Annotated in this window: 13 protein-coding genes; 10 read left to right on the top strand and 3 right to left on the bottom strand. The window is 66.7% G+C overall.

Annotation, left to right across the window (positions count from 1 at the left end; all coding sequences use genetic code 11):
* Positions 1 to 74 precede the first annotated feature (74 nt).
* Together ACOGI5_RS03890 and ACOGI5_RS03885 are read left to right on the top strand one after the other, a co-directional pair.
* Positions 75 to 2,840, top strand: coding sequence for a cell wall-binding repeat-containing protein (locus tag ACOGI5_RS03890; RefSeq protein ID WP_419863161.1), 2,766 nt, complete (start codon positions 75 to 77; stop codon positions 2,838 to 2,840).
* Between the two features lie 222 nt (positions 2,841 to 3,062).
* Positions 3,063 to 3,260 (top strand): hypothetical protein, encoded by a 198-nt coding sequence (locus ACOGI5_RS03885; RefSeq protein WP_419863160.1) that lies wholly within the window; start codon positions 3,063 to 3,065, stop codon positions 3,258 to 3,260.
* Here ACOGI5_RS03885 and ACOGI5_RS03880 read toward each other — a convergent pair.
* Positions 3,250 to 3,429: a hypothetical protein gene (locus tag ACOGI5_RS03880; protein WP_419863159.1), complete on the bottom strand. Its 180-nt coding sequence runs from the start codon at positions 3,427 to 3,429 to the stop codon at positions 3,250 to 3,252. The two genes, ACOGI5_RS03885 and ACOGI5_RS03880, sit on opposite strands and share 11 nt — an antisense overlap.
* Before the next feature lie 218 nt (positions 3,430 to 3,647).
* Between ACOGI5_RS03880 and ACOGI5_RS03875 the strand changes: the two genes are divergently transcribed.
* Positions 3,648 to 4,055: a hypothetical protein gene (locus ACOGI5_RS03875; protein ID WP_419863158.1), complete on the top strand. Its 408-nt coding sequence runs from the start codon at positions 3,648 to 3,650 to the stop codon at positions 4,053 to 4,055.
* Positions 4,056 to 4,370: 315 nt separating this feature from the next.
* Here ACOGI5_RS03875 and ACOGI5_RS03870 read toward each other — a convergent pair whose 3' ends face one another.
* Positions 4,371 to 5,120: a hypothetical protein gene (locus ACOGI5_RS03870; protein ID WP_419863157.1), complete on the bottom strand. Its 750-nt coding sequence runs from the start codon at positions 5,118 to 5,120 to the stop codon at positions 4,371 to 4,373.
* Positions 5,121 to 5,182: 62 nt separating this feature from the next.
* On the bottom strand, positions 5,183 to 5,998 hold the full coding sequence (locus tag ACOGI5_RS03865; RefSeq protein WP_419863156.1) for a hypothetical protein: 816 nt from the start codon (positions 5,996 to 5,998) through the stop codon (positions 5,183 to 5,185).
* A 251-nt stretch (positions 5,999 to 6,249) separates the two neighbouring features.
* Here ACOGI5_RS03865 and ACOGI5_RS03860 point away from each other — a divergent pair, with 251 nt between their 5' ends.
* From ACOGI5_RS03860 to ACOGI5_RS03830, 7 genes are all read left to right on the top strand, one after another.
* Positions 6,250 to 6,729: a hypothetical protein gene (locus ACOGI5_RS03860; protein ID WP_419863155.1), complete on the top strand. Its 480-nt coding sequence runs from the start codon at positions 6,250 to 6,252 to the stop codon at positions 6,727 to 6,729.
* 144 nt (positions 6,730 to 6,873) lie between these two features.
* Positions 6,874 to 7,353, top strand: a complete 480-nt coding sequence (locus tag ACOGI5_RS03855; protein WP_419863154.1) for a hypothetical protein — start codon at positions 6,874 to 6,876, stop codon at positions 7,351 to 7,353.
* Positions 7,328 to 8,653, top strand: coding sequence for an NADH:flavin oxidoreductase (locus ACOGI5_RS03850; RefSeq protein WP_419863153.1), 1,326 nt, complete (start codon positions 7,328 to 7,330; stop codon positions 8,651 to 8,653). The genes ACOGI5_RS03855 and ACOGI5_RS03850 overlap by 26 nt, the downstream gene beginning before the upstream one ends.
* A 37-nt stretch (positions 8,654 to 8,690) precedes the next feature.
* Positions 8,691 to 10,160: a cytochrome c gene (locus ACOGI5_RS03845; RefSeq protein ID WP_419863152.1), complete on the top strand. Its 1,470-nt coding sequence runs from the start codon at positions 8,691 to 8,693 to the stop codon at positions 10,158 to 10,160.
* Complete coding sequence (locus ACOGI5_RS03840) at positions 10,157 to 11,635, top strand: cytochrome P450 (protein WP_419863151.1); 1,479 nt, start codon at positions 10,157 to 10,159, stop codon at positions 11,633 to 11,635. The genes ACOGI5_RS03845 and ACOGI5_RS03840 overlap by 4 nt, the downstream gene beginning before the upstream one ends.
* A gap of 125 nt (positions 11,636 to 11,760) precedes the next feature.
* Positions 11,761 to 14,154 (top strand): peroxidase family protein, encoded by a 2,394-nt coding sequence (locus ACOGI5_RS03835; protein ID WP_419863150.1) that lies wholly within the window; start codon positions 11,761 to 11,763, stop codon positions 14,152 to 14,154.
* Positions 14,130 to 14,480 carry a hypothetical protein gene (locus ACOGI5_RS03830; protein ID WP_419863149.1) on the top strand — a complete coding sequence of 117 codons (351 nt, stop codon included), beginning with the start codon at positions 14,130 to 14,132 and terminating at the stop codon, positions 14,478 to 14,480. The genes ACOGI5_RS03835 and ACOGI5_RS03830 overlap by 25 nt, the downstream gene beginning before the upstream one ends.
* The last annotated feature ends 26 nt before the right edge of the window (positions 14,481 to 14,506 follow it).

Below are 14,506 nucleotides of genomic sequence, written 5' to 3'. Positions count from 1 at the left end.
CGACACTCTCGCTTGCGCCCTAGTTCTGGGTGCTGCCGCAGGGCCGTGACATCTGTGGGGCACACTGTCGAATGGTGAGCACCACACGGCCGCGCAGGCCCATTCGCTGGACGGCCGCGCTGGCTGCAGCCATGACGGTGGCGTCGCTGCTGGCGATACCGGGCGCGGGCAGCCAGGCGACCGGGGACGTCGTCGGGCCTGGGTCGGTCTCGCCGAGCCAGTGGCCGCAGTCGCATCTGGCCGCACCGCATCTCGAAGCCTGGTCGAACGGCGTTCGCATCTACGGCGCCGACCGGCACCAGACCGCATTGGCGGCGGCGCTGACCATGCGCGGCCGCGGCGGCTCACCGTTCGATTCGCCTGATGCCACCTCGGGCGCCGGGCGCAGTCTGGGCGCCGCGCAGGACTGGTGGGGCCTGGGGCTGTGCCCTCGGTCGATCATCGTGGTGGCGTCCGATTCGGCGGCCGACGCGCTGGCTGCCGCTGCGCTGTCGGACTCGACGGGGCGCTCCAGCGAGCCATACCTGCGCCGGGTTGCGGCCAGCGATCCGCTCTTCGACCCCATCGGGGGCTACAGCCGGGTCGACACGTTCGCAGCGCCCATCCTGCTCACCGAATCGGCCCGATCGGGTGCCCGTTCGCTGAACCACGCGACCCGGCTGGCCGCGCACGACCTGCGCCAGGGCGGCTGCAACGCGGCTCGCCAAGCGATCGTGGTGGGCGGCAAGTCGGCGGTGCCCGTCGAGGTGGAGACCGAGCTGGTGTCCATCGGCTACAGCGAGGTGTTCCGGGTGAGCGGCAACACCCGCTATGGCACTGCGGCGGCCGTCGCGACGTCGCTCGGTACGGCACCCATTCCCGACGGCGTGAAGGAATGCGCCGACGACTCCGCTTCCGACGGCGACGCCACCATGACCTTCTACGCCAACTCTGTGGTGGAGTGGCGCCCACGCGCACGCGACTGCGAGCTGCTGGGCCGCACGGTGGTGCTCACCAACGGGGTGGATGCGCTCGCCGCGGGCTGGTGGACCAGCTTCTGGCAGGTGCCGGTGCTGCTGGCTGACGGCACCGATCGTCTTCCCGTTGAGACCGCGGCAGCGCTCAGCCTGCTCGACGCCGAGCACCTGATCGTGCTGGGCGGGACGGGGCAGATCCCCGAGCAGGTGGCGGCTTTGGCGGCCAACCTCTCAGGTGCCGAGATGATGCGCATCGCGGGGCCCGACCGCTACGCCACCAGCGTGGCCATGGCTCAGCATTTCGGCGGGTGGTGGCCGAGCCGGATCGGCAAGGATTTCGCCCGCTCCATGGTGTGCCTGGTGGCCTCGAGCGGGCGCGGCGACAGCGCCCGCGGTTGGCCCGATGCGCTTGCCGCCGGCGCTTGGTGCGGCGCTGCCACGGCGCCGTCTCCGCTGGAGCACCCGCCTGTGGTCGAGCGCATGGCCGGGCCGGTGACCGCGCCCCGGGTCGGCCTGGTTGGCGCAGCGCGGCGCTCGGCGACCGAGCCGTTGGCCGTGGGTACGGCGGGGCCGCGGCGATCCGCAGTGCCGATCCTGCTGGTGCCCGCTGGGGCGAACGAGCTGCCGTCGTCGGTAGCGGAGTTCCTGAAGCGCTCGTTCACGGCGAGGCGGCTGTGTGTCGGCACGGTCAGCGGTCTGGGCGCCCGCGGTGCGGTCGACGCCGATGCTTACGGCCCGGCGCTGCGAGATGGCGACTGCTTCGAACCCGGCTTCGTAGTGGCCTTCGGCGGTCCGTCGGTGATTCACCCCAGCCTGATGGCTGAGGCCTCTGCGGTGGTGAGCGGCGGGCTGATACCGGCCGAGGTGCCCGACGATCCGATCTTGGTGGGCGCCCAGACGAAGGATCACACCAATCCCAGCCGCACGGTCAAGGCGCCCGATGCCCCGCGGGGAGTGGGGGCGTTCGCCACACGGCTGCCGCTGGACGGGCTCGTGCATCACCGGGCCGATGCAGATGGCCCGTACTTCGAGAGCGACGACGAAGACGAAGCCAACCCGACCTCCGGCTCGGAGTCGGGGCGTGTCTGGCTGTGCTTCCCGCGGGCCACCTACGTGGGCGCACGCTGGCTGGTGGCCGAGACGTCGTGGCGGGAGTCGCCGGTGGCGGTTGCCAACCTGCCCGAGCTGGCGTGGTACGGCACCGATGTCGACGGCGTGGCCCGCACCGTGGGCGACGGCGGCCCTGGCTGCCTGGCCTCAGCGCTGCCCTCGGGCGAGCCCTTGGCGGTGCGCGCCGTGGGCCCGCACGGGCGTACGTCGCGGACCACCGTGCTGGTGGCCGATGACTACCGGCGGTTCTGGATGGCGCTGCCGGTCACGGTGCAGGCACGGGGGCGCACCGGGCTGGCGGGTATCGACGATCCCACCGACGGCGGCATCACGAATTGGGTGTTCCGCTCGGAGGAGTCGCTCAACTTCCTGCATCTGCCTCCCGACCGCGAGGAGCTGACGGGGGCGTTCCTGTCGGTTGAGCTCGTGCGCGGCCTCGGCGAGGAGGATCCCGACCGGTTCACCGCACGGTGGTCGCTGGAGGGCGCCCAGGGAACCGTCACGGGCACGGTCGCCGGCGAGGCCCGGCTGAGCAACAACGAGTGGGAGCTGCGCGGCATGAGCGTGCTGAGCGGCGGAACGTGGCTGATCGACGTCTACGGCGCCGACCCGCAGGCCCCGAGCAGCCTGGGCTCGAGCGCGGCGGTCGCCGGACTGGCAGACGGCGGCTACGGCGCCGGCGGTTTCGTGGGCACCATCTCGCTCAACAACTTCGGCCCCGAAGACGACACCGCCACCTGGCAAGCCGACGCCTACATCAACGCCGCCCCCTAACCCGGGCCCCTCCCTGCGTCCGGGCTCCCCACGCCCCCGATCGCGTGGCAAGTTTGGCAATGAGTCAAATGATGTGAAATTCATTTGGATACTGCGTTGGTGTCTTCTACGGTGCCCGGCAGTTCGCTGCTGGCACACCAAGCCCCTACCGACGCCTGCCTGAGGTCGATGCACCCTTAAGCTCTCGTGCCATATAACTGCGTGCCAAGGAGGTGTTTCCGAATGAGCAACAGCTACGACGATGTCAAGGTCATCCACTACACCGACGACGACGTCCGCGAAGGCAATCAGCACATGCTCGATGAGGTCGGATGCACTTGGGAGCAGTTGAAAGCACAGGCGGAGGCCGGTTGCTTCGAGAGCGAGAAGGCGCGCGACGTCTGGCTCGTCATCTCATCCTTTGAACCGTCTACAGCGTGATCTGGAGCGCCGAGCGAAGCAATTCGCCGGCGAAGTAGCAGACCTGCTCAATGGCACCGTCACCGACGGGATACGGCTCGATTGCGGGCTCTCCGTCCAGCACAAGAGCGCCTTCGCATACCACTACGAGCGCGATCCCGGCAACGACTTGAACCTCACCGGGTTTCACGCGGGCTTAGGCGAGTTGCAACCAGCTGCGAAACATGGCAAGCTTTGCTCAATCTTCCCCGCCGTCCACCACCGCCTAGCGGAGGTGCACTGGCGGGGCTTTACTTGTGCGGACATACCGGCCCGTGACAGTGAACCGCTTTGCCAGCCAGCGATCAGGCGGGACTCCGTGTCGAAACGACAGCGGCGGCCATACTCGGCCGCGTGGAGCAGGTTCCGATGAGCAGTGCGGCCGATGGCGGCGGCCGCTACGAGGGGAGGCCTCGGCCGGTGAGCCGTCCGCAGCCGGCGCCCGTGCCCGGCGGCGGAGTTCGGGCGTCGAGTTCGCCGGGCCGCGGCGAGCGGCTCTCCGCTGCGGGTCTGTTGGTGTCGCTCGCCGCGGTGGTGCTGATGGCGCTGGTGTTCATCGGCGATGCGCTCGGCCTGCTGGCGCTTGCGGCGTTCGGGTTGAGCCCATTCGCGGCTGTGGCCGGGGTCGCCATGTGCATAGCGGCCCGGTCAGCGGCACACCGTCAGGCTGCGCGCAGCAGGGCCGTTGCGGGGATCGTGGTCGGCGTGCTCGCACTGCTGGCATGGGTGCTGCTGGTGATCGCAGCGATCAGCGCACTCAACGACTTCTTCACCTGAACCCCCCAGCCGCCGCCTTGGATGCGCTGACGATGACGGTCGCGGAATGGGGAGCGCCGCTGCTAGCGTCATCGTCGATCCGAGGCCCAATGGGCCGAGGGGGGCACACGTAACGGTCGCACCGGTACGAGTGCCAGTCATGATTGAGTGACGGAGGATCCCAGCGGCTGCCCCATATGAAGCGAGGCGGGACTCATGAGTCCCCTTTGCGCAGCCGTATGGCCACCACAACGCACGATCCATGGCTGAGACCTCGCAAGAGATTCTGCGCAAGATTCCCGGCCCCAGGGCCGGGAATCTTCATCTCAGTGCCCCTTAAGAACCACTCCGCTTGGCGTCTCGAGCGTCCTCGCGGTCGCTTTCCTCCTCGGACCAAATCTGGCTGCAGTTCTTGCCACGCCGAAAACGCCCGTTTGGGTGGACGTTGATGTACCCGCCTTGCGTTACTCGCCAAACGGCTGTTGTTGACATCAGCAATGGAGAGCCGGATGAAGGCATGGTGACATCCCAGTGGAACCCGTCTGGTAGCGGCTGCTGACGGACCAATTGAGATTCCAGTGAATGGCGTTGACCGGGTCTCGGCACGCGCCAGCGACGGCGCCGCTTGTCTTGGAGGGCATCACGCTTCCAATGGTCATCTCGAAATCTCCGTCGCTCGGACTGCTCATCAAGGTCGTAGGAATCCTTCGCGACGAAAATGTGGGATGGCAGGACTCGTGGATCGTTCGAGTCGCCACACTCGATGGCATCCAGCCAATCCTCGAAGTGAGTTGCCCAACCTTGGGCGGCCGGTATCCGGAGGCTCATCACAAACGACTTGTACCGGCAGAATTCGTCGAGTGACCTCGTCCGTTTGTCATTCAATTGCCGCCGTGGGTCGATTCTGATTCTTGGGCTTGGCTTGGCATCGTGCAGCACGGCGACCGGCCCTCGATGCATCGAGGCGTATAGTTCGTCAGCGGTGCGTCGCTGGAGAAGGTTGATCCTTCTTCCTCCGTCAGAGGCGAGCTTGACGCACTCGGCGATGCGCACCTGCCAGCCACGCTCGGAGGCGAGCTGTTGCACGACCGGACGCTGGGAACTTGACCTAGGCCCCGTGATGTGCCAGATGAGCGGCGGGTCACCAATCACCGATGCGCGCGCATTGCAACATCGGCCGGTATTCGGAGCTCTCGCAGCTCATCTTCACTCATCAATGCGATGCACTTCGAGATATAGGTACGCAACTCAACGGGGGACTGCCGGGACTCGTGCGAGACGAGCAAGTCCGTCGGCGCCTCGATCTCGTGCTCTGTGAAGAACGCAAGCAGCCGCTCGAGAACCTCGCGCTTCATCCAGCCATTCCACGGACCTCGTAACCGCCGGGGAAGAGCATCAGTACCTAGACCGGTGCGAACCCAAGTGTTGAGGTCATTCGCTTCGATATCGCTCATTCGCTCCGATGAGGACTCGGCAAATCTCGCCCGCCACTCACGCAGGTCAGACTCGTCTAGCGTCGGCATCCACAACTCGTCTGTTGCCATTCCTGCCGACTGTGCGTCGACGGCCAGCCCTCGCGACCTGTCCCAGGCCCAGTTGCGGCCACTGCTGTAGTCAATGATCGCGTGCCAGAGATCTGCCCGAATCCGTTGAGTTCGCTCGGCCGCTTCGGCGGATGCCTCAGGCTCGATCCGCGAACGGAGTGACTCGCGCAACTCGACCATGTAGGGCGTCACGGAGTGGTCAGTTTCGACTAAGTCGTCGATTCGCGTTAACAGGGCGCTGAAGTTCTCGGCACCGTAATCACGCTCGTTGAACGAACGGTCCGTCTGGTTCAGCAACCGGTTCTTGAGCACACAGCCCTGCATGCGGTACCACTCGGGCTTCTGCTGTTGCGCAGCCGTGCGAAACGCCATGAGGACGAGATGTTGCAGCTCCTCGAGTTGCTTAGGGGTTTCGTTCACGATGCTCCCGATCACGGACGATTGACGCGTCAACTTACTTCCCACCGGTAGCGGCACTCCAAGTGATTTGTGGTCCCTCGTCTCTGCTCGGCAATCAACGAGGGAAAGAGTCGATGGGCACTCGCGGGTTGCATTCGGCACTTGTTTCAACCTGTCGACCGAGCCGAAGACGAAGGCAATCCGACCGCTGGCTCGGTGTCGGGGCGTGTCTGGCTGCGCTTCCCGCGGGCCACCTACGTGGGCGCACAGGGTTGCCGGGCATCGACGATCCCACTGACGGCGGGGTCACGAATTGGGTGTTTCGCTCGGAGGAGTCGCTGAACTTCCTGCATCTGCCTCCCGACCGGGAGGAGCTGACGGGGGCGTTCCTGTCGGTTGAGCTCGTGCGCGGTCTCGGCGAGGAGGATCCCGACCGGTTCACCGCACGGTGGTCGCTGGAGTCGGCTCAGGGAACCGTCACGGGCTCGGTCGCCGGCGAGGCCCGGCTGAGCAACAACGAGTGGGAGCTGCGCGGCATGAGCGTGCTGAGCGGCGGAACGTGGCTGATCGACGTCTACGGCGCCGAGCCGCAGGCCCCGAGCGGCCTGGGCTCGAGCGCGGCGGTCGCCGGGCTGGCAGACGGCGGCTACGGCGCAGGCGGTTTCGTGGGCACCATCTCGCTCAACAACTTCGGCCCCGAAGACGACACCGCCACCTGGCAAGCCGACGCCTACATCAATGCCGCCCCCTGACCTCCCGCGCAGCGGCGATTCTGGCAATCAACCAAATGATCTGACGACCTCACTCCACGCTAGAGCGCGAAGCGTCCGAATGCGGCAATGAAGAATGTGGCATCCGCAGACGGTCCCTCTGCATGGAACCATGTGCATATCAAGATGAGTTATCGTACAGATCCACATGTCCGTCACGCCGACAGCATCATGACGGCGCTCACGGGCTTTCGCATTGTCGTGTGGCTCGGGGTGGGCGTGAACGCTGCATTCTGGGCGCCGGCGCTGGTCGCGCCGCAGGTCATCAACGACATCTTCGGGTTCGAGCCGGACTACTACACGGTGTGGCTGCGCAACGTCGGCATGGTGCTGCTGCTGGTCTCCATCACCAATGCCGCGGCCGCCGTCGACCCTCGCAGGTACCAGCTCTTCGCATGGCTGGTCGTGGTCGGGCGATACATCGCAGCGCTGTTCTTCTTGGAGATATGGGCGCTTGACCTGCTCGACTCGTCGGACAAGCCCAGCGCGTTCATGTGGTTCTTCATCACCGACGCGTCGCTCGGCACGATCTCGGGCATTCTGCTGTACATCGGACTCAGGCAACGGAGGCAGGCATCGAATGGACGTCATCTTTCAGCCGCTTGACGTCAGAAATCTCACATTCAAGAACCGCATCTTCCGGTCGAACATCGCCGGCCGGTTCGACAACTACGACGGCTCGGGCAACCAGGCCCGCATCAACTGGGAGCTGAAGTTCGCCCGAGCCGGCGTGGGCGCCATCATCTCGTCGTTCGTGCCGGTGACCATCCAGGGCCGGATCGTGCCGAACTACGCCACCATTCACCGCGATGAGCATGTCGCGTTCTGGCGGGAGCTGGGCAAGCGGGTTCACGAGCACGACTGCCGCTACATCATGCAGCTCAGCCATTCGGGCCGCCAGCGTGACATCCGCGGCGTCGAGCATGCCGTCAGTCTCAGCTCCACAGCCGAACCCGAGTCGCTGCACGGCTTCGAGTGCGAGGCCATGACAGTGGGCCAGATCGGCCAGACGGTCGAGGCGTTCGCCCACGGCGCCCGCCGGGCCGCCGAGGCCGGGCTCGACGGGGTCGAACTGCACGGTGCCAACGGCTACCTGATCACCCAGTTCCTGAGCTCGGCCATCAACGACCGCACAGACGACTACGGCGGCTCGCTGGAGAACCGTGCGCGGTTCTTGCGCGAGATTGTGGCCGCGATACGCGCCGAGGTCGGCCCGGAATTCCACTTGCAAGTCAAGATCAGCACCACCGAGTACAACAACGACGTCTTCCCTTGGGAGTCGAAGGGCAACACCGTCAGCGACTCCGCGCAGGTGTGCAAATGGCTCGAAGACGACGGTGTGGACGCCATCCACGTGTCCGCCGGTGCCATGTTCCCGCATCCGCGCAACCCCGCCGGGGACATGCCGCTCGAAGCCCTCGAGGCCAACTACGGGTCGCTGCTGTCGAGCGGCAAGCACACCCATCGGAACATGTGGATGTTTCGCAGATGGCCGTTCCGCAACATCTTCCGCTGGCGGTGGACCCGCGCCCACCGAGGACGCATCGATGGCATCAATCTGGCCGATGCCGCAGCGATCAAGGCGGCGGTCAGCATTCCGGTGATCTGCACGGGCGGGTTCCAGACGGCCTCGGTCATCAGGGACGCCATCACGGCCGGCAAGTGCGACGCCGTGAGCATCGCTCGGCCCCTCATTGCCAACAACGACCTGGTCGAGTTGTTCGCTGCGGGGCACGACCGGCCGCCGAAGCCCTGCACGTACTGCAACAAGTGCCTGGTGAACACACCCAACAACCCGCTGGGGTGCTACGAGCAGGCCAGGTTCGACTCGCACGACGAGATGATCGCCGAGGTCATGTCGGTATTCGAGCCCCGGCCGTTCGAATCGCAACCGGCCCAGCGGTGACCGTGCAGAGGCGATCGCCGCATTCGGGCGAGTGCTGATGTCGAGGCGCAAGAAGCTGATCGTGCGGGTCGCCATCGCGGCGGTGACCGCGGCAGCGGCTGTCGGACTCACCGCGCTCATCTGGTCTCGCCGCGACATCCCCGAAGTGCATGCCGGTGCAGAAGCGCACTTCAAGTACGGTTCGATCGGGTCGGAGGGCCGCGCCGGCGTTCCCTACTGGATCTGGATGGTGTTGCCCGACGTCTTCGGCGACCTGCTGCCCGACGGGCCCGGAGAGGGCTACGAGCGGTTCGGCTTCGTCTTCGAGGACAACGCGCCGAAAGGAAGGCCCATCGGCACGAGCTACCGGGAAGACCCGGTGCCGTTGGTCGGGCTCAACTGCGCGCTGTGCCACACCGGCGTGGTGCAGGCCGAAGGCGCCACGGGGCAGGCCGAGCGCCGCGTCATCTTGGGCATGCCGGCGCACCAGCTCGACCTGCAGGGCTACCTGAGGTTCCTCTTCGCCGTCGCGGGCGACGACAGGTTCGACGCCGACCGGCTCCTGCCGGCGATCGAGCGCATCAATCCCGACTTCGACTGGCTCGACGCCCAGCTCTACCGGTTCGTGGTGATCCCGCAGACCCGCAGCGGCCTGCTGGAGGAGGACAGCCGGTTTGAATGGATGACGCAGTTCCCGGACTTCGGGCCTGGCCGGGTGGACACGTTCAACCCATACAAGTTCGGCATACATGAGATCGCCGACAACCATCCTCGGGTCGGCACAGCCGACTTCCCGCCTCTGTGGAACCAGGCGCTCAAGGAAGGCATGTGGCTGCACTGGGACGGCAACAACGACTCGGTGGCCGAGCGCAACCGCAGCGCCGCAATCGGCGCCGGGGCGACGGAGGATTCGCTCGACACGGCAAGCCTCGACCGGGTGGCCGAGTGGATCGGCTCGCTGCCTGCGCCCGCATTCCCCGAGGCCCATATCGACCGCAGCCTGGTGCCGGCCGGCGCGGAGGTGTACGAGCAGCACTGTGCCCGGTGCCACTCATTCGACGGTGAGCTGGTGGGCAGCGTGATCGACATCGGCGAGATCGGGACCGACCCGGAGCGTCTCGAGTCGTTCGACGAGGAACTGGCAGCCGAGATGAACACGCTGGGGCGCGGCCGGCACTGGCGGTTCAGCCGCTTCCGGGCGACGAACGGGTACGCCAACCTGCCGCTCGACGGCGTGTGGCTGCGGGCGCCGTTCCTGCACAACGGGTCGGTGCCCACGCTGCGCGACCTGCTGAGGCCTCCCGAGGACCGGCCAATCGTGTTCTACCGGGGGAATCCGGCGTACGACTACGACGATGTCGGCTTCGTCTCGAGTCGGCCGTCCGCAGGCGAGTCGCAGGCGGAGGCGCCGTCGGGATTCCGATTTGACACGACGCTGCGCGGCAACGGCAACGGCGGGCACCTCTACGGCACCGACCTGAGCGACGGTCAGATTGATGCCCTCATCGAATACCTGAAGACCAGATGAGCGCACGGGACCTGACGGGCGCGCATTCCTCCCGGGAGTTCCCGTCGATCCGGCTTGCGGATCTGGCGCGTCTGGCTGTGCGCCTCGCGGCCGGCGCCGCCCGAACGCGGCGTTCGCACGATGCGGGCGCGGCGATGCGAGCGTGGTATCAGGCGTCTGTGCAGCGCACCGGCAGCGAGAACCTCATGCTCAGATTGGGGGTCAAGAGGCTCTTGGTGGTGACGGGACGCGAGATGTCGCATCATGTCTCGGCGCAGACGCCGTGCGCCCACGGCTACGGGGCCGGTCCGACCAAGGTGCGGGCGATGTCGTTTCTGGCGCCGAAAGCGCTCACCGTCGCCGATGGCGAGCGGTGGCAGCGCCTGCGGGAGTTCAACGAGTCGGTGCTCGCGGCTGCGAGCACCACGCCGCACGCAGAGGATCCGGCTGCACTGTCACGAGACGCGGGGGACTCAGCAGCGCAAGAGCAGTTCCTTGTCGGGGCTGTCCGGGATGCGTTCGGCGGGCCAGTGTCGGACATAGCCGACGTTCGCCGGTGCATGCGCGAGACCATGCGCACGGTGGTCTTCGGCCCCAGCGGGATTGAGACGCGGCTGCTCGACGACCTTGAGGTCTTGATGAGGCACGTCCGCAGCCCGGTGCGCCGGGTGCTGCTGGGGTGGTGCCAGCGCGGGCGCCGGCGGCGCTTCTATGCGGCGCTGCGGAAGCGCTGGGGTGCCGGCCCTGCAGCGGGCAGTCCGGGGCTGATCGACAGGGCGATGGTCGCGGCGGCCAGCGAGAAATTCGGGGCCTACGGCGAGGACGACCTGCTGCAGCAGGTCCCGCACTGGATGTTCACATTCACTGGGTCGGGCACCGATCTCCTGGTTCGAACACTGGGCGTGCTGGGCGCGCGGGACGATGCCTACGAACGGGTCCGTGCGGAGATGATCGAGCACGATGTCACGACGGACGCCGCGGCCGTGGCGAAGATGGAGTACCTCACGGCATGCCTGCTGGAGGTCTGCCGCCTCTACCCGCCGGTGACGCGCACGTTTATGTCGGTCGGCCGCGACGACGAAGTCGAAGGCTGCCGTGTGCCTGCGGGTTCGGAGCTGCTGCACTGCTTCACCGAGCACCACCGCGACACGACGGCCGATCCCACCGCAGACGATTTCTGTCCCGAGCGCTGGCTCGGCGCCGGCAGCGCAGCAGGCACGACGGGTGCCGGACACGGTGCTGCGGCAGTTGCCAACGTGTACTCGAGCTTGTTCTTGGGGGGTGCGCGGACGTGTCCAGGCCAAGACCTGATCCTGCTCGTGTGCAAGGCGGCGATCAGCACCCTGATAAATCGCGGCCGCATCCGCGTATCAGGGGCGCAGGCCCGCGATCTAGTGCGCAGTGCGGCGCTGGCGCGGGATCCGATGCCGAGATCATTCCCCGCGGCCGGTCTCCGGTACGAATTCGACGCCGACGCGCAGGACGGCGGCAGCTGAGCCGTGCTTGACGAGCATGGTGTCACGATGGCAGTCGAGGACTGCATCTGCGCTTGCGCTGGGGATGACGCGGGTGTCGGCATGACTGGCTGGAACACCTGTGAGGTCGCGAGAACGGAGGGATCATGAGCGATCAGCACGAAGCAGCCTCAGAGCTGCGGGACGCCGCGGCGGGCTTCATTGAAGCCGGCCGCCATGCCGAGGCGCTCGAGGCGCTGAGCGAAGCCGGGGACGCTGACGACCCCGACGGCACGCTCGCAGCGCTGGCCGGTGCCGCGCACTACCACTTGGGGCAGTACGCCGAAGCGGCGACGCACTTCGAGCGGGCGCTGACAAACGATCCGGGCCGGCGGCCGTGGCAGGAGATGCTGGCGCAGAGCCGCGCGAATGCTGTCGCCGAGGTGAGCGTCTATGTGCCAGACCTCAGCTTTTTCGAGCGCGATGCGCTGCTCGTCGAGCCCGTCGTGCCCAGCGGCGCTATGCCCGCCACGCCCATGGCCGCCTCGAAAATCGGCCTGGCCCGGCACGCACGCATCGTGGTCGGCAACCTCGTGGGCAGCGTCGCGTCGGTGCTCATGGGCACACTGAGCCGGGTCGTGGGCAGGGTGGCCGGGTACCGCGACGACATCTGGACGAACTGGTACCGCAGGCCGTTCGTGATCGGCATCCTGACGCTCGCTTATATGCGAGAGAAGCTCAACCGCAACAACCTCAAGTCGACCTATCCGGCCGCCAACCTGATCGGTTTCCAGCCGCGAGGTCAACAGCCGCCGCCGGGCGTAGTTCATTTCCGCACGGCGGACGGGAGCTGGAACAACCTCGCCGATCCCAAGGAAGGTGCCGCCGGCACGCGCTTCCCCCGCAACGTCGCCAACTCGGTCATCCGGCCCGAGACCGGCGACACGCTCATGACGCCGAACCCCCGCGAGATCAGTCGTGTGCTGCTGGCCCGGAATGGCGAGATGGCCGAGGTGCCGTTTCTCAATCTGCTCGCGGCATCGTGGATCAACTTCCAGAACCACGACTGGGTGCATCACGGCGAACCGCTCGTCAACGAGGTGCACGAGATCCCACTGGCGCCCGACGATCCGGCACGCAAGAAGTACTGGCAGTCCAAGATCTTCATCGGCAAGACCCAGGCCGATCCGACCCGCATGGGCGACAGCGAGCAGACGCCGGCGACGTTCATCAACGAGGTGACCCACTGGTGGGACGGATCGCAGATCTACGGGAGCGATCAGGAGACCGTCGACCGGCTGCGATCCGGCGAGAGCGGCAAGCTGCGGCTGGACGACGAGTGCAAGCTGCCGCTCGACCGGCGGGGGATCGAGCAGACAGGCTTCACCCGGAGCTGGTGGGTGGGTCTGTCCATGCTGCACACGCTGTTCGCGAGGGAGCACAATGCGATCTGCGACATGCTGGCAACGGCGCATCCCGACTGGGACGACACCCGTCTGTTCAACGTGGCGCGGTTGATCAACGCCGCTGTGATGGCGAAGATCCACACCGTCGAGTGGACGCCGGCGATCCTGCCGAATCGCGGCCTCGATGCCGCGCTGAACGCGAACTGGTACGGCCTGCTGACGAACCTGCTGCGCACCGGCAAGGACAAGAAGACGGTGGCGTCGATCAACGTGCGAAATCCCGAGATGGGCGGCGTGGTCGCCAACCCGATCAACAAGCACGGCGAGCCGTACGGCCTCACCGAGGAGTTCGTGGAGGTGTACCGGCTGCACTCGCTGCTGCCCGAGACGATCCAGGTCCGCGGTGCTGCCGACGGCGAGGGCCGTGCCGATGACGGAGCGGTGCGCGAGGTGCCGTTTGTCGAGACCCGGCAGGCGGGGTCCGCGAAGCTGACTGCTACGACATCGATGGCCGACCTTTTCTATTCGTTCGGCGTGCAGCACCCCGGCCAGCTCGTGCTCAACAACTACCCCGATTTCATGCGGGAGCTGAGCGTGCCCGGCAATCCGGTGTTCGACATGGCCGCGGTGGACATCCTGCGGGCACGCGAGCGGGGCGTGCCGCGTTACAACGAGTTCCGACGCCAGCTCGGGCTCAACCCCATCGGGACGTTCAGCGATCTCACCGACGACGCAGAGCAGGTGCGCAAGCTCACCGAGGTGTACGGGGACGGGCCTGACGCCGTGGAGCAGCTTGACCTGATGGTCGGCACGCTGTCCGAGCAGCATCGGCCGACCGGGTTCGGCTTCGGCGAGACGCTGTTCCAGATCTTCATCCTGAACGCAACCAGGCGACTGCAGGCGGACCGGTTCTACACCGACTGCTACAACGAGCAGACCTACACGGCCGAGGGTCTCGCCTGGATCGACGACAGCGACTTCAAGGCGGTGATCCTGCGTCATTACCCGGAGTTGGCATCGACCGGGCTGGGCAACATCAAGAATGCGTTCGAGCCGTGGGACGCAGGCCAGCGGCTCGACCCCGAGCGCCATCCCCTGCGGGAGTACGACCGGACGCTCAAGCCTGACCCTTGGCAGGGCGACGCCTGGAGGTAGCCACCCGGCTGCCGCTGGATGGGCTGGTGCATCGCCGGGCCGATGCAGGTGGGCCGTACTTCGAGAGTGACGACGAAGACGAACCCAACCCGACCGCCGGCTCGGAGTCGGGGCGTGTCTGGCTGTGCTTCCCGCGGGCCACTTACGTGGGGGCACGCTGGCCGGTGGCCGAGATCGCCGTGTGCATCGCGGCCCGGTCAGCTGCACGCCGTCAGGCTGCGCGCAGCAGGGCCGCTGCGGGGATCGTGGTCGGCGTGCTCGCACTGCTGGCATGGGTGCTGCTGGTGATCGCAGCGATCAGCGCACTCAACGACTTCTTCACCTGAACCCCCCAGCCGCCGCCTTGGGGCTC

Origin of the sequence: Candidatus Poriferisodalis sp. (assembly GCF_965208925.1) — a bacterium.
Taxonomy (GTDB): Bacteria; Actinomycetota; Acidimicrobiia; order Acidimicrobiales; family Poriferisodalaceae; genus Poriferisodalis.
This window is presented reverse-complemented; position numbering and strand designations above follow the sequence as displayed.